Origin of the sequence: Dinoroseobacter shibae DFL 12 = DSM 16493 (assembly GCF_000018145.1) — a bacterium.
Classification (GTDB): Bacteria; Pseudomonadota; Alphaproteobacteria; order Rhodobacterales; family Rhodobacteraceae; genus Dinoroseobacter; species Dinoroseobacter shibae.
Window position 1 is genome coordinate 1 of the sequence record NC_009955.1, and the last position, 19778, is coordinate 19778.

Consider the following 19778-nt stretch of genomic DNA (forward strand, 5'->3'; position numbering starts at 1 on the left):
TTCCTCCTTATCCGCTGCACGTAAGTTGACCACGGAACCCGGCTTCGTAGTCGGTTCCCGCGCTGACGATCAGATCGGTCAGGTCACCGTTCGTCTCTGCGATCTCGGCCGACAGCGGGCCTTCAGAAAATGCATTTTCGCCCTGCGCATTCAGGCGCACCAGATCACCGCTGATCTTCATTGCGGCGGCAGACCCTTCGCCGGTTTCACCAGTCACCAGTACAGCCGGACTGTCCGAGGTGTAAGCAAAGCGGCAATTTCCGCCATTCGGGAACACCGCAGCGATTTCGTCTTCCGTCAGAAACTCAGGATCGACCTTCGACACGACCTCCGTTTGAAGCGCCTGTTGCGCATCCACAACCTGCGCCGGCGTTTCGCTTCGCGTGGCCGATGCTTCGCCGTTTGCTCCAATGTCAGCAATAAGGTAGCGCATTTCGGCGATTTCCTTGTCCTGCGCATAGATAATGTCGTCTGCGAGCCCCCGGACGCGCGGGTCGGTGATCTCGGCACGAGTCGACGTCATGATGGCGATCGAGTGGTGCGGGATCATGGCGCGCATGTAGGACCTGTCCTGCACCGTGAATTGCCCGCGAACCAGCCAGAGGCTCGCCGCGAAAAGGACTATTGCGCCAACGAAAATCGCGATGTTGGCTTTGGTGTTCTGATACATGGACAACATGTACGCCAACATGATCACGGCCATGGTCGCCCCCATCAGGATGGCCATGTAAAGGCGTGTCTCCGAAAAGAAGATATGGCCCCAAAGATAGGTGTTCAGGTACATCAGAACGAACATGACCACGGTCGATGTTCCGATCATCATAAAGAATCGTGAGTAGTGCATTTCCAGTCACCTCCTTGCAGTTCTCTGTAAAACAACAACATTCCAGCGCTGGAGAGTTCCAAAAGCACGAATTTTCGTAGTTTCAAGGCAACAAAGGCGCGTCGTTTGCCCCGGTTCACGGCTTCTTTTCTTTGCCCCTGACGCGCACTGAATTTTCATGGGTCCGAGGAGATCGCGCCATGCAGAATTTCACGAGACGAGAATTGATTTGTGCCGGAGCGATGGGTTGCTTTCTGCCCACAACTGCCTGGGCCCACAAAGTCAAATTGCCCGAACGGTTCGAACCACAATTGGTAAACACCCGTCGTGGTGACTGGGTTAAAGGCGATGTCCACGTCGTTCCCGACGATTTTTTCCTTTATTTCATGCTCGAGGACGGGATGGCGATCCGCTACGGGGTCGGGGTAGGGCGCAAAGGTTTGTACGAACCCGGAGAGTTCACGGTAGCGCGCAAGGCCAAATGGCCATGGTGGCGGCCAACGAACGCCATGATCCGGCGCGAGCCACGCAAATACGCAAAGTACAAGGATGGACTGAAAGGCGGGCCAAACAACCCGCTCGGGGCCCGCGCGCTCTATCTCTACGATGCCGAGGGACGCGATACCTATCTTCGCATTCATGGAACGAACGCCCCGGAGACAATTGGGTCTGCCGTGTCGAATGGATGCGCGCGGTTGACGAATGAACATGTGAAGGATCTGTACGAACGCGTTGAAATCGGCGCCCGCGTCTTCCTGTATCCCAAAGTGACAACGGCGTGAGGAGTGTTCTGTCGCCTTGAAGTTCCTCTTCCGGAAATGGCACAAGTGCGGCAGTTGGCGAAAGCCAGTCTATCATTCATGAGGTGACGGAATTGTCTTTGAGCCGGAGGTCTTTCCTTGGCGGGATGACCGTTGCGCTGGCTGGTACCCGCTTGCCAGCAGCGACACACGAGTTGATCCTCGCGCCCCAATCGATCAAGGCGCACCTTGCTGGGTACGACGTGTCGATGTTGGGCTTCAACGGTGGTCTGCCGGGCCCAGAAGTCAGAATGCGACAAGGACAAACCGCCCGCATTACCCTCGATAACCGATTGGAGGAGGGCGCTCTCGTTCACTGGCATGGGTTGCGGGTTCCAAATCGGATGGATGGTGTCAACGTCCTCACTCAGGATGTGGTCATTCCGGGCGACTCGTATCGTTATCAATTCGGCGTCCCGGATGCCGGCACGTATTGGTATCACTCGCATTACCTGTCTTACGATCAGGTCAGCCGCGGTCTTTTCGGCGCCTTCATCGTCGAGGAGCAAAATGCGCCGGCTGTCGACCATGACATCGTTGTTCAGTTCTTCGATGTCTTGCTGGATCAGTCCGGGCAGTACGACGAAGCGTTCAACCCGGCCCACTTCGCAACCGAGGGCCGTATCGGCAATACGGTCACGGCACTTGTTTTCAATGGAACCGGCAAGACTGTGAAACGAGGCGACCGTCTGCGACTGCGTCTCATAAATCCCTCTATCGACAGGGTGTACCGTGTCGGCCTGGATGGTTTGATAGGCAAGATCGTTGCACTGGATGGCATGCCTCTGGCGCATCCTCGGACGCTCGAACCGATCCTTCTCGCTCCGGGGCAAAGATGCGATGTGATTGGTGATGCGACCGGGCCTATTAGATTCGACGACAGCTTTGGAGAACAGACGTTGAGCCTTGGCGAAATCGCTGTTTCCGGTTCCCGTGAGCCCGCGAAAGCGCCCATCACCGCATTGCCCGCCAACCGAATGCCCGCCCCGAAAGACCCCGGCCAAACCGCGGAGCTGGTGCTCCAGGGAGGTGCGGGAAGCGCGTCCCACAACGGCACAGGGACATGGGCGCTCAATGACGTATCCGGCCTGCCTCGAAGGCCTTTCCTATCCGCCGCGCAGGGGACGACCGCGCGCATTTCGATCCGCAACGAAACCGGGTTCCCACACGTCATGCATCTGCATGGCCACCATTTCTGGGAACTCGATGCGGCGGGTGAAGCCGGTCCATACCGGGACTCGACCTATCTGGATACCGGCGAGACGCGGGATATTCTCGTCGTCCTGGACAATCCGGGATCGTGGATGCTGCATTGCCACATGTTGAGCCACCAAGCCGACGGTATGGCAACGTGGATCAGAGTCGGCTGAGGGTCGAGACGGATACATACCGTTACAAATCTCTGAATGATAACAGGCCTTTCGCCGTCTACGTAACCTGACAAGCGAGAAACAGGTCCATCGACTGCCAATGGGAGCGTTCATTGACCCTGACACCAAAATCTCTCGGCATGACTGCGGCGGCAGGATCAGCCGCCTTGCTGTTGGGGGCCTTCGTTTTCCAGGCTCTTGGGTACGCGCCGTGCGCAATGTGCATCTGGCAACGCTACCCACACGCAATCGCCATTGGAATGGGCGCTCTGTTGCTCTTTGCTCTGCCGATTTTGCCAATCCTGATAATCGGTGCCCTGTCGGTACTCAGCACATCCGCGTTGGGAGTGTTTCATACCGGTGTCGAGCGCGGCTGGTGGGAGGGACCGACTTCTTGCACGGGATCCGGCCTCGATGTTTCCCAAATGTCGGTATCGGAATTGCTGCCCTCTGCCAGTTCAAATACGTCCAATCTTGTTCTGTGCAGTGAGGTTGTCTGGGAATTTCTGACGTTGTCCATGGCCAGTTGGAACGCGATCCTAAGCGGTGTCCTTGCTTGCCTCTGGTTGGTCGCGATCGCAAGACATCAAAAGGTTCGGTGGCATGGGGTCGCGGACGTTTCTTGAATCGTCCCGCATTCATCGAAAACAAACAAAGGGCTTCGCTTCATGGTTACAAGACGACACTTCCTTGCACTTTCCGGCTCGCTGTTTTCAGCGTCTCTGAGTTCGCCAGCATTCGCTAAGACCTGGCCGTCAACAGCCGAAAAAGCAGCTTGGGATGCGCAGATCACGCCCGCCAACTATGACCCGGCAACAACCAACCCATGGGGGCTGCATCCCAGGCTGCTGCCGCAACGCGTTTTGGCGAATGACGGTTTGCGCCCGGGTGACATTCACGTCGATGCGATCGCGCGCTATCTGTACCATATCGAGGAAGGTGGCACCGCGATGCGATACGGGGTGGCGATTGCCAAGGGCGATCTCTATGAACCCGGCACCTATACGATCCGCCGAAAGGTCGAATGGCCGCACTGGACGCCAACGCAGTCAATGATCGAACGCGATCCGGAGGCTTACGAGCGGTTTGCCGACGGTATGGAGCCCGGCCCCAACAATGCCTTGGGCAGCAGGGCTTTGTATCTATTCGTCGGAGATCGGGATACGTACCTTCGAATTCACGGAACGCCGAGCCCTCGCAGCATTGGCGGCCGGGCCAGTTCGGGATGCGTGCGCATGGTGATGGCCCACATCAATGATCTCTATCCGAATGTCGCTGTCGGATCGACGGCGTTCCTTTACTCGGCCGAAGACAGCGTTACCGCTCGAAGCTAACCTATTGCATCTTTGGCTCACACGCCGAGGACTGCGTCGTGCAGGGACATCTTCCAATGAATTGTTGGACGAACACTCACGGCTGTGTCGCAAGTGAACTTTCGAACTGTGCGATCGCTACGGATTTGTCGTCCTCATCGTTCTCGAACAGCTTTGTGGTTCGCACGCCCGGCAACTTGCCAAAATCCGCCATCAGGCGCTTTGGAAAAAATGTGCGTCCGATGGATTCAAATCCTGGTAATTGTCTGAGTACCGCGGAGGTACTGGCACTACAAAAACCGGAAGCGGCTGGGCCGCTGGCAATTGCAAGGCGCAAAGCCTGCTCCGCGACTTCGGGAGACACATCGATCTCTTGTATGACGACATGGTAGGTCTCGCGAGCATGAGCCCGCGCATAAAAATCGGCCACTTGTGGAGTAATGCCATAAAGCACATCTCCCCGTTCCGGTACAGCGCTCAGCCGGACCGTTCCTGCCGGATCGAAGATAACACGCTGCGACCCATTAATCATGACGCTGCTATGCGCACCCGCCCCGGACCTGTTGTTGATCATGGTGTACAACGTCAGCGCGGCCGGTCCATCGTGACGGTAGGATGCGCTACTGATGACTTCGGCTGAAGCATCCGGGCGCATGTCGTTTCCTGCACCGCACCCCGCCAAAATTACCAAGGTTAGAACTGAGAAAATGCGGTTCAAAAAGAGCACCCTGCAGCCTCCTGCCATGGGTTGAATGATTGAATTTTCGGGATATTCAGGGCCTCTAGCAATCTCGACATCAACTCTTCCGGATTTCACCTCTACCGAAACATGGGTTCGGTTTCGGTTGGTATACGGATCCTCGACACCTTTTTTTCTGGATATCGCATGTTTCAGATGAAGAGGAGCGTTCGCCCCGAATTGATTTGTCGCAATTTGTAACAGACCCCGCCTTTGTGACCTCGCGATACAAAACACCGGCTCGCGTGGCATTCCGCATCTGCAGGTGCCCCCCATATGCTGGGTATCGCAACACTGACACGAGGTGATCGAAATGAAACGCAACACTTTACTCGCTGCAATGACCCTGGCTGCAACCGCCCTTGGCGGTGCCGCATTCGCGGACGCCAACCACGGGCGTGGGGGACAATTTGGCGCCCAGAGCGGACCAGGCATGATGCAGAACGGTGGTCCCGGTATGATGGGGAACATGGGCGGAATGATGGACATGATGAAGCGCATGCACGGAAACATGATGGGCGCAGGCATGATGGGCGCAGGCATGGGCAGTGGTATGATGAGCCCAGGCATGGCTGGCGGCATGATGCAAATGTTCGACACTGATGGAGACGGCACAACGACGCCGGAAGAAATGCGCACGCAGCTGCAGGCCAAGCTTTCCGAGTTTGACAGCGACGGGGATGGAAGCCTCTCGATTACCGAGTTTGAAGCTCTCCACAGCGCGATGATCCGCGAAATGATGGTGGATCGCTTCCAACACCTCGATGCCGATGGCGACGGCGCGGTGACGCCGGAAGAGATGGCCGCTCCTGCCGATAGGATGGAGCGGATGCAGATGATGCGGTCGAATATGGCAGATGCGCCTGCGCGGCCTGGCAACGGTCAGGGCATGGGCAACGGCTCCATGATGCAGGACAACTGAGCCAATGGGTGCCGGTTTTTTTCCGGCACCCGTCCTCACAACCCCAAAACCATTCGCGGTCGGGACATTGAACCGAACCGCGACCTGAACCGTTTAGCCTCGGTATGCCAACAAATAGAGACACGGAAAGGAAAATTCCCATGGCCTATACCTATGATCGCGTCCTGAAAGACACCAAAATCGATGACGCAGAGATGCGTGTTCGGGATGCTTTGGCAGACAAGGGCTTCGGCGTTCTGACTGAGATTGACGTCAAAGCGACGATGAAAAAGAAACTTGATGCGGACATGCCGCCTTACCGCATCTTGGGGGCCTGTAATCCGGGCATGGCGCACAAAGCCATCGAGATCGAGCCTCGCATCGGTGCGATGCTTCCCTGCAATGTTATCCTGCGGCAACTGGACGGCGACACCGAGGTCAGCGCGGTCGATCCTGTCGCTTCGATGCAGGCGGTGCAGAACCAAGACCTGGACGCGGTCGCCGGCGAAGTCCGCGATCTCCTTCGGGACGCCCTCGACACCGCGTGATGGCGGGATGGGCGTTGGATGCCCTGTCGCAGATCGAGCGCCTTTAGCGGTGCTCGATCAATGCCATCTAATCCCCACGTAAATTCCTGATGAGGAACTCACCCAGTGCTGCCAGCGGGATTGCCATTTCCGGATATTGGAACCGACCTCTTCTCCTTCGACATCGGGGGGGTCACATTCGCACTCCGCTGGTACGCGCTAGCCTATATCTTCGGTATCCTGATTGGCTGGCGCATTTGTTCGAGTGCCATAAGCCGTCCCGCGCTCTGGACGTCAGCTGGACCGCCGCTTGACCGAACGCAGATCGAAGATCTTCTGACGTGGATCATCATCGGCGTGATTGCTGGTGGTCGCCTGGGCTTTGTACTGTTCTACCAGCCCGCATATTATCTCGCCAATCCCTTGGAAATTCTGATGGTCTGGCAAGGCGGCATGTCTTTCCACGGGGGGTTCGCGGGAGTTGTCATCGCGGCCTTGCTGTTCTGCCTTAGACAGAACGCGTCATTGCTCAGCACTGGCGACTTGCTGGCTTTGGCAACACCACCAGGCTTGTTTCTTGGAAGGCTGGCGAACTTCACCAACAATGAGTTGTGGGGGCGTCCAACGGACGTTCCCTGGGCGGTGATCTTTCCCGGCGAAGTCGCGCAGGCCTGCCCAGGGGTTAGCGGCCTCTGCGCCCGACACCCGTCCCAGCTGTACGAGGCGGTATTGGAGGGGCTCATTCTTGGAATACTGCTCATTTATCTCGCTTGGGGCCGGGGCTGGCTGAAAATGCCCGGTGCCTTGGCTGGCGTGTTTCTGACCGGCTATGGTCTTGCCCGAAGTTTCGTCGAGATGTTCCGGCAACCGGACCAACAATTTGTGACGGCGGACAACCCGATCGGCCATGCGCTTCATTTTGGTGAGTGGGGTTTGACCATGGGCCAGTTGCTCTCCATGCCAATGGCGCTGGTCGGGCTGGCGTTGATCGTGTTCGCCCGGCGGGAACGGGGCCGGACAGCGCCACCCCGCAGAGCCGCAATGTAATCGCCGTACTGATCTCTCTTGACCCTCCCGCGGATGGAAGCCCTAGGCAAGAGAAGCATTCTCGGAAAGGACCGCAAAATGAGCACTCCCGACAGTTCTGAAACCACAGCAGCTTCTTCGGTATTCGTTTGCCCCATGCACCCTGAGGTGCGGCAGGACGAGCCCGGCAACTGTCCGAAATGCGGGATGCACCTCGTGCCGGAATCGGAGCTCGAGGTCCATTCAGCACATGATCATCACGAACACCACGCGGGTGCCACGCCGGCCGATGGCCGATATGATCTGGTTCCTACAGGACATGATGGTCCCATTTTCACCTGCCCGATGCACCCTCAGGTGCGGCAGCCTGATCCGGGCGCGTGTCCGATCTGTGGTATGGGATTGGAACTGGAATCCGGTGTGCCGGGCGATGAAGGTCCAAATCCCGAACTGGTGGATTTCACACGGCGGTTCTGGGTCGGCACAGTCCTGACGATCCCGCTCCTTGTCCTCACGATGGGGCCATTCGTCGGTTTCCCCGCAGTCCGGACTTTTTTTGGCGAAAGCACCACACAATGGATCGAATTGATCCTGGCAACGCCAGTGGTCTTGTGGTGCGGCTGGCCGTTTCTGGAACGCGGATGGATTTCGTTCCGCACATTGAACCTCAACATGTTCTCCCTGATCGGCATGGGCGTTCTTGCCGCCTGGCTCTTCAGCGTCGTTGCCGTTCTCGCACCGGACATATTCCCTGATGGGTTCCGAGACTCCGAAGGCCATGTCGGCGTCTATTTCGAGGCGGCGGCGGTGATCGTGACGCTGGTGCTGCTCGGCCAGGTGATGGAACTACGCGCCCGCGAGGGGACCGGCAAGGCGATCCGCGCGCTTCTCGACATGGCGGCAAAGACCGCGCGGGTCATCCGGGACGACGGATCCGAGGAGGAAATCCCGCTGGAGGACGTGCAAGTCGGGGACCGGCTGCGCGTGCGGCCCGGTGACAAGGTGCCGGTCGATGGCGTGGTTCTGGACGGCCGGTCCTCGGTCGACGAAAGCATGATCTCCGGTGAACCCGTGCCGGTCGAGAAGACCGAGGGCGACCCGCTGACCGGCGCGACGATCAATGGCACCGGCAGTCTGGTGATGGAGGCGACGCGTGTCGGGTCCGACACGATGCTGGCTCAAATTGTCGAGATGGTGTCGAACGCGCAGCGCTCGCGCGCCCCGATCCAGAAATACGCCGACAAGGTGGCGGGATATTTCGTTCCGGCCGTCATCGGTATCGCGGTCCTGTCCTTCATCGCCTGGGCGATCTGGGGGCCCGCGCCTGCGCTTTCCTACGCATTGATTTCGGCGGTGGCGGTTCTGATCATCGCCTGTCCTTGTGCGCTTGGCCTGGCGACACCGATGTCGATCATGACAGCGACAGGACGGGGCGCTCAGGCAGGGGTGCTGATCAAGAACGCCGAGGCGCTGGAGCGGTTCGAGAAAGTCGATACCCTGATCGTCGACAAGACCGGCACGTTGACCGAAGGCAAGCCGCGGCTTGTCGACGTACTCCCGCAACCCGGCCACGACGAAGCCGAGGTCTTGCGTCTCGCCGCATCGCTTGAGCGCGGATCGGAGCACCCCTTGGCCGAAGCGATCGTCAGGGGTGCGGAGGAGCGAGATGTCAAAATGGACGAGGCACGGGACTTCGAGGCGGTCACTGGCAAGGGCGTCAAGGGGGTCGTTGACGGCAAAGCGGTCGCGCTCGGCAATTTGGCGATGATCCGCGAATTGGGGCTCGAGGCGGGCGCGTTGACCGCCAAGGCCAATGCCCGCCGCGACGAAGGCGAGACGGTCATGTTCGTTGTGCTGGATGGCGAGATCGCCGGTCTAGTTGCTGTCGCCGACCCAGTGAAGGAGACCACGCCAGAAGCCATCGAGGATCTGCATGAACTGGGGTTCCGCGTCATCATGGCGACCGGCGACAACGAACGCACGGCCAAGGCCATCGGCACGCGGCTCGGAATCGATGAGATCCGGGCCGACGTGCTGCCGGAGGACAAGGCGCGGATCATCCTTGAGTTGCAAGAGGCGGGCCACAAGGTCGCCATGGCCGGGGATGGCGTCAACGACGCCCCCGCGCTCGCGCAGGCCGATGTCGGCATCGCCATGGGCACCGGCGCCGATGTGGCCATCGAAAGCGCGGGCGTCACGCTGGTCAAGGGCAACCTTGATGGTATCGTGCGTGCGCGGCGGCTCGCCCGGGCCACGATGCGCAACATCCGCCAGAACCTGTTCTTCGCGCTGATCTACAACGCCTCCGGCGTGCCGGTCGCGGCGGGAGTTCTGTTTCCCTTCTTTGGCATCCTCATCAGTCCGATGTTTGCTGCCTTCGCCATGAGCGCGTCGTCAATCTCGGTGGTGCTCAATTCGCTGCGCCTTCGCGGCGTTCGTATCTAGAAGCGCGCAACAGCGTTCGGATGAACCAAAATTAAAAGGGGGCCATTTATGCAGAGCGAAAAAGAAACGTACCGCGAAAATTCCATCAGTCTGGGCGGAGCCGTTGCGATGGGGACAGGCGTGATGATCGGCGCTGGAATCTTTGCGTTGACGGGGCAAATCGCGCAGCTCGCCGGCCCGCTTTTCCCGCTTGCATTCATCGCCGGCGCGGTCGTCACAAGCTTCAGCGCCTACAGCTACATCAGGATGTCGAACAAATGGCCGTCCTCGGGTGGCATCGCCATGATCCTGCAGAAATGCTATGGCCCCGGAGCCATCGCGGGCGGGGCCGCACTGCTGATGGCGCTCAGCATGGTGATCGCGGAAAGCCTCGTCGCGCGAACCTTCGCCACCTATGTCCTGCGCCCTTTCGATATCGAAGGTGGCCCATTGGTCCCCGCTCTGGCTGTGGCCGTGATCGTTTTCGCCTTTTTGGTGAACATGGCCGGAAACCGCTCGGTCGGGCTGTTCTCGTTGATCATGGCCGCGATCAAGATCGGAGGCATAGCTCTGTTTGGCATCGCGGCCCTGTGGTCCAGTGGTTTTGCGTTCGCCGCGGCGTCCGAGACCTCACAATCCTACGGGCTCACGGGGTTCATCGCCTCTACGGCGCTGGCCATCCTTGCGTTCAAGGGATTCACCACGATCACCAACAGCGGAGCCGAGATCACTGAACCAAATCGCAATGTTGGCCGAGCGATCATGTTCTCTATCGGAATCTGCGTCGTCGTCTACCTGTTGGTCGCCTACGGGGTCGGTTCGAGTCTCACGATCGAGGAGATCATCTCAGCGCGTGACTATTCGCTGGCACAAGCGGCGCAGCCCGCCCTTGGACAAACCGGCTTCATACTCACGGTGATCCTGGCCGCTGTCGCAACGGCGTCCGGCGTTCTGGCCAGCGTCTTCGCGGTGTCGCGTATGCTGGCGATGCTGACCGACATGGAAATGATCCCGCACAGCCACTTCGGTATGCCAGGTCCCATCCAACGCCACACCCTGGTCTATACTGTCGTCATCGCCGCGACGTTGGCCGTGCTCTTTGATTTAGGCCGGATCGCATCCCTCGGTGCTTTCTTTTACCTCGTCATGGACATGATCATACATTGGGGCGTGTTCCGCTATCGTCGAGCAGACGTCGGCGCCTTCGGTATCGTGCTTTTGACTGCCCTGGCGCTCGATGCGATAGTACTGGCAGCTTTCACCGTGATGAAGCTTCAAAGCGACCCGATGATCGTTCTCTACGCCGCTGTCGGGATGATCGCTGTGTTCGCCTTCGAGCGCGTTTACTTGTCGCAATGGGTGGCACCGCAAGTCGCCCCCGCCCCCGCCCACGCCCACGGTGATTAGCCTGCCATCACCTGGCCTGAAGAGATGCGATGCCTTGTGCGCCGATCGTGATCAGCCCGACCGACAAGGCAAACGCAGCCAGGGCAAGCAGCATCACGCCCGTGTTCATGGGCAAGCGACGTACAACCGGTCCAAGAAATTCCGACCGCCCGAAAGCCGAGACGTAGAGCGGCAACGCGCTTATCATAGTCGCATAGAGGTAAACGCCGGAGATGTTCTCGAAAAACGCCGAACGCGCAAGAGTCGGGGATACAACCGCCAAAGCGGTTGAACGATTGCCGCCGAATGACCCGAACCAGTCGGCAGATAGAACGTATATCAGCACGTGGAGACCTGGAAAGAGAAGGGCTCTGAGCAAGACATCGACCAGCACGAAAAACGCCGTGTCTCTTGAGCCCGCCTTTGGTTGCTTTGTCATAGCGAAAAGGAAAAAACTGACATAGTTGACGGCAAAAACCACGGGCAAACCGTTGGTCGCAACCTGCCTTAGTAAGCGCATGAGTGCCGGTCCGCCGGCAGCAAGAGCCGGAGCAAAGCCCGGAGCCAGTAAGACGTAGAACAACAGGACCGGCAGTAATGCAGCGAAGCTGAACAGCAGGACATTTCTAACAAACTGAGCCGCGGGCATACTGATAGAGAAAAATCTATCCATTGAAATAGCCTGCCATGTGGGCACCACTAGGTCGATGATACGGGGCGTTGTTGCACAAGTCTGACGCCTCAGGATTCCCTTCGCGAACCCATGCTGTTAGCCGCATTCCATGAGCAACCCATCTCCCGCCCGCTATCGTACGACCAACTGGTCCAGCTACAACGCATCGCTGCGCAAGCGGGGGTCCCTGCTGATCTGGGTCGACGAAGACATCACTTGGCGCGCGCCCTCACCGCCGCCCTCCTAGCCGGCACGATATCATTTCTGTCCCCCTGCGTGCTACCTCTTGTGCCAGGTTATGTCTCCTACGTAACCGGGCGCACAGCCGCTGAGGGCGGGGTGGTCGGCGCTTCGCCGTCGCGCGCGGTCTGGCTGAGCCTGTGTTTTGTCCTCGGCTTCTCCACCATCTTCATGGGACTTGGCGCATCCGCGACTGCAATGGGTCAGGCCCTGCTTCGGTGGCGGTATGAACTCAACCTCGTTGGGGGCGGCATCATCATTTTCTTCGGGCTCTTCATGATAGGAGCCGCGCGTGTTTCGGTCATGGAACGCGACTTCCGATTCAATCTCAACATCCCCGGGGGCCAACCCGCTGCGTCCTATGTCCTCGGTCTTGCCTTCGGTTTCGGCTGGACTCCGTGCATCGGCCCGATCCTCGGCGCGATCCTGACAGCCAGTGCGGCGAGTGCCACGATGGGCGAAGGTATCATGCTGCTTGCCGTCTATTCCGCCGGCCTTGGAATACCGTTTCTGATCGTGGCCGGATTCACCGACCAGATCGCGGGACGGTTGCGGGCCATCGGCCGGGTTGGCCGCCGCCTCCACCAGCTTGCGGGCATAGTGATGATCTTGATGGGGCTGGCGATGATGACAGGGCAGTTGAGCGCGCTGTCATACTGGATGCTCGACGTATTTCCGGTTCTGGGACGGATCGGATAGCTCCATTAGTAGCAGCGTCTATTGATAACAGAAAATTTTCTTGAACCTCTAGTAGCTTTAGGAGTTAAGCCACCGACAAAGAACGGCACCATGGAGCAAGTTGCCAATAACGCCTCACTCCTTCCCGGGCGAACAACACTGCGTTCGGGGTAAGGTTCGGTTTGCCGTCCAATGCGTGAACGGAGCAATCTATATGCTGACAAGACGACATTTCATCCAGACGACCACCGCGCTGTTTTCGGCATCGATATCCAGCCCGCTCCTTGCAGACACGTGGCCTACCGATGCGCAGAAGGCAGCTTGGGACGCACAGGTTACACCTCCCGGCTACGACCCGGCCACGTCCAACCCTTGGGGCCTTCACCCTCGCTTCCTGCCACAGCGGGTCCTCGCGAAGGACGGACTTGTACCCGGTGATATCCATGTCGATGCTGTTGCGCGCTATCTCTACCACATCGAAGAAGGCGGCACGGCGATGCGCTATGGCGTGGCGATCGCGCGCGGTAAACTTTACGAACCGGGCACCTATACGATCAAGCGCAAGGTCAGGTGGCCGCATTGGCAGCCGACACAAAACATGATCGACCGCGACCCAGAGCTCTACGCCGATATCGCTGACGGTATGGAACCCGGACCTGAAAACGCGCTCGGATCGCGAGCCCTCTATCTCTTCGTCGGCGACCGAGACACCTATCTAAGGATTCACGGGACACCGTATCCAAGAAGCATTGGCGGCCGTGCGAGTTCCGGCTGCGTCCGAATGGTCATGGCACACATCAATGATCTCTATCCCAACGTCGAGATTGGCTCGACGGCATTCCTGTACTCGGCGGAAGACAGCGTCACCCCGAGAAGTTGACTGGCGCATCATGTGTTACGCGTGGGCTTGACGCATCTATGGGCTGATCAGGACTGGCGCGAAGTGCAGATGGGGTTGCCACCTGCCGAGCGTAGCGGAACCAAGGTGTTTTCCACCGGACCGCTGTGTTCATACCAATAACAGCCATCCTCGGGACGAAGCCGCGCCGTGGTGAGATCCTGACCAGGCGCAGCAAGGGCAATGACGGCCTCGGGAACACTTCCCACTTCGTTGCGAGCGCCGCCGTCGTCCAGCGTTGGCACCGCGCAGCCAGCAAGCACCAATGTCGCTGCGATAATCGGCGCGTTTCGTTTCTGCATGTCTACCTCACTCATTCTGATCGCTTCGTACCGGCAAGCGTTGCTCCAACCGCGTCGTTTCAAGGGGGCGGCTAGCTTCAAGCCTCCGCAGGGCGCCTTTCTTGCTGGACGAATATCCACTTGTTGCCCTTGAAGCTCTAGTTACTGTAGGGGCTATGTCAATGTGGAATCAATGAATCCTGAGGTCAATCCATGTCTTCCGACGGCAACCGCAACGATCACGGCCATCCGGGTGATCAAGAGCATTCTGACCCAAGAGGCAACTCCTGTTGCGACGCCAGCAAGGACGTCGCGTCCACGGCGCCAGCGCCGTCTGGCGGAAGGAGCTTTCAGGTCTCCGGGCTCGATTGCGCCGAAGAGGTGGCGATCCTGAACCGGGTTGTCGGGCCGAAAGTGGGCGGAACCGAACACCTGGCATTCGACGTGATCAACGGGCGAATGACCATCCTCGATAGCGCCGAGAGGATACCAGACGACGAAGTCACGCAGTTGGTCGCAACGACCGGCATGAGCGCCAAGCCATGGGATGCCGACAACGCAGCAGAGGACCAGGCGGCGCATCTGGCACGTCAGAAGCGCTTTACCTCGTTGAGCGGCGGCTTCTGGGCGGCGGGATTCCTTTTTCACATTGTCGAGACCGGCATGGGCGGCGCGCTCGGGCTCTTTGCGGGCCATGGCGAGGTGCCTATGCCTATGGTGGAAGCAGGGATCTTCGCCGTCGCGATTCTTTTTGGCGTCTGGCTTGTCGCGCCCAAGGCCTGGTCTTCGGCGCGGAGGCTTAGCCCCGACATGAACCTGCTCATGGTGGTGGCCGTCGCGGGCGCCATCGGCCTCGGCGAGTTTTTTGAGGCCGCGACGGTCGCCTTCTTCTTCTCGCTTTCGCTTTATCTTGAGAGCTGGAGCGTGGGGCGGGCGCGTAATGCGGTTTCCGCGCTCCTCGATCTGGCGCCGCCAACGGCGCGGGTTCTTTACGACGACGGATCTGAATCCGACGTTCCGGCCGCGGCCGTGGCAGTCAATGCAAGGTTTATCGTGCGCGGCGGCGACCGGATCCCCCTCGACGGTGAGGTCGTGGACGGGGCAGGGGCCGTCGATCAGGCCCCAATTACTGGGGAAAGCGCGCTAGTGCCCAAGGAACCAGGCGACGAGGTCTATGCCGGCACGATCAACGGCGAGGGCACACTGACGGTGCGGGCGACGAAGGCCGCCTCGGACACGGTGCTCGCGAAAATCATTCGCATGGTGGGCGATGCCCATGCCCGCCGCGCGCCGGTCGAACAGTGGGTGGCCAAGTTCGCGCGCATCTACACACCCATCGTGATGGCTTTGGCGATCGCCATCGCGCTGGTGCCGCCACTGCTGCTCGGCGGCGCCTGGGACTACTGGTTCTACAATGCTCTGGTCCTTCTGGTCATCGCATGTCCTTGCGCGCTGGTCATTTCTACGCCGGTCTCCATCGTGGCAGCGCTGACCGCGTCGGCACGGGCGGGGGTGCTCATCAAGGGCGGCGCCTATGTCGAGGCGCCGGGGCGGACCACGGCACTGGCGATGGACAAGACCGGGACGATCACCATGGGCGAGCCTGAGGTGGCGGCGGTTCACCCACTGGTCGGCGTTTCCGCACGCGATCTCATGGCGCTGGCAGCAAGCCTGGAGGCGCGGTCTTCACACCCGCTGGCACGCGCCATCCTCTCGCGCGCCGAAGCCGATGGTGTTTCCGTGTCTGCCGCAGAGGACACCCGTACCGTGCCCGGGCGCGGTCTGGAAGGACGCGCCGACGGGCGCGCTATCTGGCTCGGCTCGGATCGCTTCGCCGAAGAGAAGGGGTTCGGCAATGCCATTCCGGCGGATCTGCGGGATCGGATCGAAGGGGCAGGGAGCACCCTCGTTGCCGTGGGTGACGAGACCGGCGTGACCGGCGTACTGGAGCTTCGCGACCGCATCCGCCCAGATGCAAAGGGGATCGTTGCGCGTCTGCATGCGCAGGGTGTGAAGACCATCGTGATGTTGACGGGCGACAACGAACGCACCGCGCGCGCGGTGGCAGCCGAAGTCGGCATCGACGAGGTGCGCGCCGAACTTTTGCCAGAAGACAAGGTGACGGCCATTGAGGAACTCGTCGAAAGCCACGACATGGTGGCGATGATCGGCGACGGTGTGAATGACGCACCGGCCATGGCGCGGGCGCATTATGCCATCGCCATGGGCGCTGTCGGATCGGATGCCGCGATCGAGACGGCCGACATCGCGCTGATGACCGACGACATCGGCAAGGTACCCTGGCTTATCGGCCATTCGCGCCGTGCCATGACGATCATCCACCAGAATATCGGCATATCGCTGGCGACCAAGGCGCTGTTCGTCGGGCTGACCGCGTTCGGTATGGCCTCAATGTGGGGCGCCATTGCTGCGGATGTAGGCGTGTCTCTGCTGGTGGTCGCCAACGCACTTCGGCTCCTGAACGGCCATCAGGTTGAGGCCGGGCCTTCAGGCGGAGAACCGGTGGGCGAGCAGATGGCGAAAGGAGCACTGGCGCACGGTCATTGATCCGGCGGTTTCGGTAGCTCGATATCGCTTTTGCGGTCCAGCCACGCCAGCGCCCCGACAGAGAATTCCGAACCCCGGTAGGGTTCCGTCCAGGCGGTCTCGATGTCGTCCCAGGGCAGAGGCTCGAGATTTCCAAGAAAGAGCGTCAGACGGTAGGCCGCTGCCTCGGGAAGCCAAGGCGCCTCCTTGGCCGGCGTCGCGGCGACAGGTCCGGACAGGAGGAGCGCACTTGCGAGTGTGGCGAGCAGCACTCTCATAATATTTCGCATCACCACGGCCTCCAAAGTAAAAAGTTAGACATGGCTAACTTATCTACCCGAAGCAAACAAGTTGTCAATCCCGCTGTTTCGCTGCAAAGTCCCGAGTATGACAAAGCTACAATCACAAGGGCGTGAGCCATTCGAAGCGGTCGACCGGGCTCCCGAGGCGCAGGCCGATGGCTTTGCGACCGTGCGTCAGGCACATGAAAGCGAGATGGCGGAGGATTACGTCGAACTGATCGCGGAACTGATCGAGACGCGCGGGGAGGCCAGACCGGTCGAGATCGCCGAGCGGCTTGGCGTGAAGCCGCCGACCGTGACCAAGAACATCTCGCGGCTCAAGGCTGCTGGTCTGGTCCGGCGGGAGCCATACCGCGCGATATTCCTCACCGATGCCGGGCAGGACCTCGCGGAGATCTGTCGACGCCGCCACAGGGTCGTCGTCGCCTTTCTTCTGAGCCTGGGAATCGACGAAGAGACCGCGGAACGCGATGCGGAAGGGATCGAGCATCACGTCAGCGGGACGACATTGGAGGCGTTCGAGCGACGGCTCAATCAGAAATGAGCTCGCCTAGATGCACATTCGCGCGATTCTCTATCGGGACCTCGAGCTATCAGGTCTTCAAGCCGCTGACACGTTTGCGCAATTTCGAAGCTCGCTAGCCGAGAACCCGCGACAGCACGATGGTTGCAAACAGGGCGACAAGTCCGAAGGCGATCGCAGACGCTACCGCATATTGGAGGATATCCAGGTGATTCCCCCTCCTCCGTCGTGCCAGATAGCCACCCCAGATCGCGCCTCCGATAGCGCTCACGATCACAAGCATCAGGATACCTCCGTTCCAAAATGCCGCGCATCGGGATCTCGTCCGAGCAAACTGGCCAGCCAGCCGAAGACCCAGCACCCAAAAACAAGAACCAACAAGGTCCAGTCGCCGAACCGCGCATAGGGCGTTGGAGTACGCGCGCCCGGCAGGCCGGCATCAATGGTGCCTGTTTCCCCGGTATCAAGACGCGCGACGACATTTCCATTGGCGTCGATGATCGCGGATATCCCAGTGTTGGCCGCCCGGACCACGGGAAGTCCCTCCTCGACCGCGCGCATCCGCGCGGAGGCGAGGTGCTGCTCGGGTCCGATGCTGGTTCCGAACCAGGCATCATTTGTGGCGTTGAATATCCAGTCGGGGCGGAAAAGGTCATCGACCACGTGGCCCGGAAAGATGATCTCGTAACAGATCGCCACCGCGACCAGAGGCGCGCCAGGGATCGCCAGCGTGCGCGGCCCTGGTCCCGGCGTGAAATCGCCCAACCCTTCGGTCAGCCGCTCGATGGGCAGCCAGCCTTTCAGGGGCACATATTCCCCGAACGGAACAAGATGATGTTTTGCATACCCCGTCAGAACCTCGCCGCTGCCGTCATAGGCCTGAACCGTGTTGAAATATCTGGTTCCCCCATCGCCCTCCACTCGGTCAGGCGCACCTGTCAGTAGGATCCTGCCGTCTGGCAAAGCTGCAGATATCCGCGCGCGTGCCGCAGCATCTTCGTCCAGAAAGCCGGGGAAGGCCGTTTCCGGCCAAAGCAGCAAATCGAAACGTCCGGGTTGCGCGGACAAGCCCAGGTATTTTTCCAAGGTTCGCTGGCGGCTGCCCGGTACCCACTTCTCGACTTGTGGCACATTGCCTTGGACGATGCGCAAAGCAACGTCTGTCGGCGGCACGTCCTGCCCTGACCGAAGCGCACCGCCAACCCAGAAACCCGCCACAGCAACGGCGAAGAGCACGAGAACAGGCGCGCGTCTCTTTGGCGCCGCCACAGTCAACACACCTGGCAATATGCCGATGAAGACCGTGAGAAAGCCCAAACCGTAGCTTCCGACCCAGGCGGCGGGTTGGCGCAGGGCGGCATAGTCGACAAGGGCATAAGCGGCAAGGTTCCAGGGAAACCCTGTCAGGACATGACCCCGCAGCCATTCCGTGGCCACCCAGCAGGTTGCAAACAGCAGGCCCGCCGCAATGCCGCCGACAGCTCGGCGCTGCATGATGGCGGCAAAAAGCATCGCCGCCATGCCCGGGAAGATGGCAAGTCCGGCGGACAGACCCGCGACCGCCGGAATCGCCAGTGCGCCGAAACGTTCGGCATCGACGTAAAAGCTCTCGGCGATCCAGGAAATTCCAATCCCGAATTGGCCCAGTCCGAAAGCCCAACCGACAAGGAAAGCGCGCGAGGTTGAGATGTTCCGGAGAACGATAAAGAGCACGGAGAAGGCGACAGGGACCGCGATGAGCCAAGAAAACGGCGGAAGAGTCAAAACCGTCAATCCGCCGGCAGCAAGGGCAAGACCCATGCGCTGGAACAGGTTCAGGTCCTCACTAACGAACTGCGGCAATCCCGGCTTCATGAATCGGTCTGAAGTCGAGCGCCAACCCACGGCGCAATGAGCAGCAGCATCACGCCGCCAACCACAAAAACATCGGCCATGTTGAAGGCAGGCCAGTGCGCCGTCCCGATGTAGAAATCGAGGAAATCCGTCACCGCACGATAGCGCAGGCGGTCCAGAATATTGCCGAGTGCACCGCCGATGATCGCACCATAGGCAATGGCCTCGACCCGGCTGCTGGTACGGACCAGCATGAACGCCAGCCAGACGCAGATGCCAAGCGCCAGTAAGACAAGGCTCCACCACGGCGCGCCGCCGAGAAGCCCGAAGGTCACTCCGTCATTGCGCAGGTAGATGAGATTGAAGCCGGGAAAGACCGATACGCCGGAACTAAGAACAGTCGCATTGGACACAACGATTGCCTTCGTTGCCTGATCGACAAGAAAGGCGATCAGCGCAGCAAGCAGACCGACGAAGAGGCAAGTTCTCATCAG

Annotated in this window: 20 protein-coding genes and 1 pseudogene; 14 read left to right on the forward strand and 7 right to left on the reverse strand. The window is 59.8% G+C overall.

The features are described 5' to 3' along the window. Window positions 1-7: 7 nt before the first annotated feature. Entirely contained in the window at window positions 8-844 is an 837-nt protein-coding gene (locus DSHI_RS18195; RefSeq protein ID WP_012187184.1) for a DUF305 domain-containing protein, read from the reverse strand. Window positions 845-1023: 179 nt separating this feature from the next. Here DSHI_RS18195 and DSHI_RS23010 point away from each other — a divergent pair, with 179 nt between their 5' ends. From DSHI_RS23010 to DSHI_RS18215, 4 genes are all read left to right on the forward strand, one after another. Further along, window positions 1024-1605 (forward strand): L,D-transpeptidase, encoded by a 582-nt coding sequence (locus DSHI_RS23010; RefSeq protein WP_012187183.1) that lies wholly within the window; start codon window positions 1024-1026, stop codon window positions 1603-1605. A gap of 125 nt (window positions 1606-1730) precedes the next feature. Beyond that, entirely contained in the window at window positions 1731-2993 is a 1263-nt protein-coding gene (locus DSHI_RS18205) for a multicopper oxidase family protein (protein WP_007803424.1), read from the forward strand. 140 nt (window positions 2994-3133) lie between these two features. Further along, on the forward strand, window positions 3134-3619 hold the full coding sequence (locus DSHI_RS18210; RefSeq protein WP_008327308.1) for a disulfide bond formation protein B: 486 nt from the start codon (window positions 3134-3136) through the stop codon (window positions 3617-3619). A gap of 42 nt (window positions 3620-3661) precedes the next feature. Next, window positions 3662-4327 (forward strand): L,D-transpeptidase, encoded by a 666-nt coding sequence (locus DSHI_RS18215; RefSeq protein WP_012187180.1) that lies wholly within the window; start codon window positions 3662-3664, stop codon window positions 4325-4327. A gap of 76 nt (window positions 4328-4403) precedes the next feature. Here DSHI_RS18215 and DSHI_RS23150 read toward each other — a convergent pair whose 3' ends face one another. Beyond that, entirely contained in the window at window positions 4404-4961 is a 558-nt protein-coding gene (locus DSHI_RS23150; protein WP_012187179.1) for a hypothetical protein, read from the reverse strand. A 397-nt stretch (window positions 4962-5358) separates the two neighbouring features. Here DSHI_RS23150 and DSHI_RS18225 point away from each other — a divergent pair, with 397 nt between their 5' ends. From DSHI_RS18225 to DSHI_RS18245, 5 genes are all read left to right on the forward strand, one after another. Next, the gene (locus DSHI_RS18225; RefSeq protein WP_012187178.1) at window positions 5359-5967 is read left to right on the forward strand and encodes an EF-hand domain-containing protein; all 609 of its coding nucleotides are present in this window, start codon (window positions 5359-5361) and stop codon (window positions 5965-5967) included. A 140-nt stretch (window positions 5968-6107) separates the two neighbouring features. Beyond that, a complete protein-coding gene (locus DSHI_RS18230) occupies window positions 6108-6494 on the forward strand; it encodes a DUF302 domain-containing protein (RefSeq protein ID WP_007803435.1) in 387 nt (128 codons plus the stop codon). Window positions 6495-6599: 105 nt separating this feature from the next. Continuing rightward, the gene (gene lgt, locus DSHI_RS18235; RefSeq protein ID WP_007803438.1) at window positions 6600-7520 is read left to right on the forward strand and encodes a prolipoprotein diacylglyceryl transferase; all 921 of its coding nucleotides are present in this window, start codon (window positions 6600-6602) and stop codon (window positions 7518-7520) included. A gap of 135 nt (window positions 7521-7655) precedes the next feature. Then, entirely contained in the window at window positions 7656-9944 is a 2289-nt protein-coding gene (locus DSHI_RS18240) for a copper-transporting P-type ATPase (protein ID WP_222864283.1), read from the forward strand. A 48-nt stretch (window positions 9945-9992) separates the two neighbouring features. Then, entirely contained in the window at window positions 9993-11330 is a 1338-nt protein-coding gene (locus DSHI_RS18245) for an APC family permease (protein ID WP_007803442.1), read from the forward strand. 7 nt (window positions 11331-11337) lie between these two features. Here the strand turns inward: DSHI_RS18245 and DSHI_RS18250 are convergent, their stop codons facing one another. Next, window positions 11338-11982, reverse strand: a complete 645-nt coding sequence (locus DSHI_RS18250; RefSeq protein ID WP_007803445.1) for a hypothetical protein — start codon at window positions 11980-11982, stop codon at window positions 11338-11340. A 109-nt stretch (window positions 11983-12091) separates the two neighbouring features. Here DSHI_RS18250 and DSHI_RS22410 point away from each other — a divergent pair. The 3 genes and pseudogenes from DSHI_RS22410 to DSHI_RS18260 all read left to right on the forward strand — a co-directional run. Beyond that, window positions 12092-12211, forward strand: a pseudogene (locus DSHI_RS22410) (IS5/IS1182 family transposase); the annotation flags it as partial. Next, window positions 12199-12921: a cytochrome c biogenesis CcdA family protein gene (locus tag DSHI_RS18255; RefSeq protein ID WP_007803446.1), complete on the forward strand. Its 723-nt coding sequence runs from the start codon at window positions 12199-12201 to the stop codon at window positions 12919-12921. The pseudogene DSHI_RS22410 and the gene DSHI_RS18255, both read left to right, overlap by 13 nt. 193 nt (window positions 12922-13114) lie before the next feature. After that, window positions 13115-13780 (forward strand): L,D-transpeptidase, encoded by a 666-nt coding sequence (locus DSHI_RS18260; RefSeq protein WP_007803448.1) that lies wholly within the window; start codon window positions 13115-13117, stop codon window positions 13778-13780. A gap of 47 nt (window positions 13781-13827) precedes the next feature. Here DSHI_RS18260 and DSHI_RS21895 read toward each other — a convergent pair whose 3' ends face one another. Continuing rightward, the gene (locus DSHI_RS21895) at window positions 13828-14115 is read right to left on the reverse strand and encodes a hypothetical protein (RefSeq protein ID WP_369817429.1); all 288 of its coding nucleotides are present in this window, start codon (window positions 14113-14115) and stop codon (window positions 13828-13830) included. Window positions 14116-14292: 177 nt separating this feature from the next. Here DSHI_RS21895 and DSHI_RS18265 point away from each other — a divergent pair, with 177 nt between their 5' ends. Next, window positions 14293-16647: a heavy metal translocating P-type ATPase gene (locus DSHI_RS18265; protein WP_207287124.1), complete on the forward strand. Its 2355-nt coding sequence runs from the start codon at window positions 14293-14295 to the stop codon at window positions 16645-16647. Here DSHI_RS18265 and DSHI_RS18270 read toward each other — a convergent pair. After that, window positions 16641-16916 carry a hypothetical protein gene (locus DSHI_RS18270; protein ID WP_012187175.1) on the reverse strand — a complete coding sequence of 92 codons (276 nt, stop codon included), beginning with the start codon at window positions 16914-16916 and terminating at the stop codon, window positions 16641-16643. The two genes, DSHI_RS18265 and DSHI_RS18270, sit on opposite strands and share 7 nt — an antisense overlap. A gap of 97 nt (window positions 16917-17013) precedes the next feature. Between DSHI_RS18270 and mntR the strand changes: the two genes are divergently transcribed. Continuing rightward, the gene (gene mntR, locus DSHI_RS18275; RefSeq protein WP_008327326.1) at window positions 17014-17472 is read left to right on the forward strand and encodes a manganese-binding transcriptional regulator MntR; all 459 of its coding nucleotides are present in this window, start codon (window positions 17014-17016) and stop codon (window positions 17470-17472) included. Window positions 17473-17733: 261 nt separating this feature from the next. Here the strand turns inward: mntR and lnt are convergent, their stop codons facing one another. Continuing rightward, window positions 17734-19305: an apolipoprotein N-acyltransferase gene (gene lnt / locus DSHI_RS18285; protein ID WP_009807490.1), complete on the reverse strand. Its 1572-nt coding sequence runs from the start codon at window positions 19303-19305 to the stop codon at window positions 17734-17736. Continuing rightward, window positions 19302-19775: a signal peptidase II gene (lspA, locus tag DSHI_RS18290; RefSeq protein WP_007803461.1), complete on the reverse strand. Its 474-nt coding sequence runs from the start codon at window positions 19773-19775 to the stop codon at window positions 19302-19304. The genes lnt and lspA overlap by 4 nt, the downstream gene beginning before the upstream one ends. Between the last annotated feature and the right edge of the window lie 3 nt (window positions 19776-19778).

Coding starts and splice junctions, on each gene's coding strand:
- DSHI_RS18195 (WP_012187184.1), bottom strand. CDS start 844: ATGCACTACTCACGATTCTTTATGATGATCGGAACATCGACCGTGGTC.
- DSHI_RS23010 (WP_012187183.1), top strand. CDS start 1,024: ATGCAGAATTTCACGAGACGAGAATTGATTTGTGCCGGAGCGATGGGT.
- DSHI_RS18205 (WP_007803424.1), top strand. CDS start 1,731: ATGACCGTTGCGCTGGCTGGTACCCGCTTGCCAGCAGCGACACACGAG.
- DSHI_RS18210 (WP_008327308.1), top strand. CDS start 3,134: ATGACTGCGGCGGCAGGATCAGCCGCCTTGCTGTTGGGGGCCTTCGTT.
- DSHI_RS18215 (WP_012187180.1), top strand. CDS start 3,662: ATGGTTACAAGACGACACTTCCTTGCACTTTCCGGCTCGCTGTTTTCA.
- DSHI_RS23150 (WP_012187179.1), bottom strand. CDS start 4,961: ATGCGCCCGGATGCTTCAGCCGAAGTCATCAGTAGCGCATCCTACCGT.
- DSHI_RS18225 (WP_012187178.1), top strand. CDS start 5,359: ATGAAACGCAACACTTTACTCGCTGCAATGACCCTGGCTGCAACCGCC.
- DSHI_RS18230 (WP_007803435.1), top strand. CDS start 6,108: ATGGCCTATACCTATGATCGCGTCCTGAAAGACACCAAAATCGATGAC.
- DSHI_RS18240 (WP_222864283.1), top strand. CDS start 7,656: ATGCACCCTGAGGTGCGGCAGGACGAGCCCGGCAACTGTCCGAAATGC.
- DSHI_RS18245 (WP_007803442.1), top strand. CDS start 9,993: ATGCAGAGCGAAAAAGAAACGTACCGCGAAAATTCCATCAGTCTGGGC.
- DSHI_RS18250 (WP_007803445.1), bottom strand. CDS start 11,982: ATGGATAGATTTTTCTCTATCAGTATGCCCGCGGCTCAGTTTGTTAGA.
- DSHI_RS18260 (WP_007803448.1), top strand. CDS start 13,115: ATGCTGACAAGACGACATTTCATCCAGACGACCACCGCGCTGTTTTCG.
- DSHI_RS21895 (WP_369817429.1), bottom strand. CDS start 14,115: ATGAGTGAGGTAGACATGCAGAAACGAAACGCGCCGATTATCGCAGCG.
- DSHI_RS18265 (WP_207287124.1), top strand. CDS start 14,293: ATGTCTTCCGACGGCAACCGCAACGATCACGGCCATCCGGGTGATCAA.
- DSHI_RS18270 (WP_012187175.1), bottom strand. CDS start 16,916: ATGCGAAATATTATGAGAGTGCTGCTCGCCACACTCGCAAGTGCGCTC.
- mntR (WP_008327326.1), top strand. CDS start 17,014: ATGACAAAGCTACAATCACAAGGGCGTGAGCCATTCGAAGCGGTCGAC.
- lnt (WP_009807490.1), bottom strand. CDS start 19,305: ATGAAGCCGGGATTGCCGCAGTTCGTTAGTGAGGACCTGAACCTGTTC.
- lspA (WP_007803461.1), bottom strand. CDS start 19,775: ATGAGAACTTGCCTCTTCGTCGGTCTGCTTGCTGCGCTGATCGCCTTT.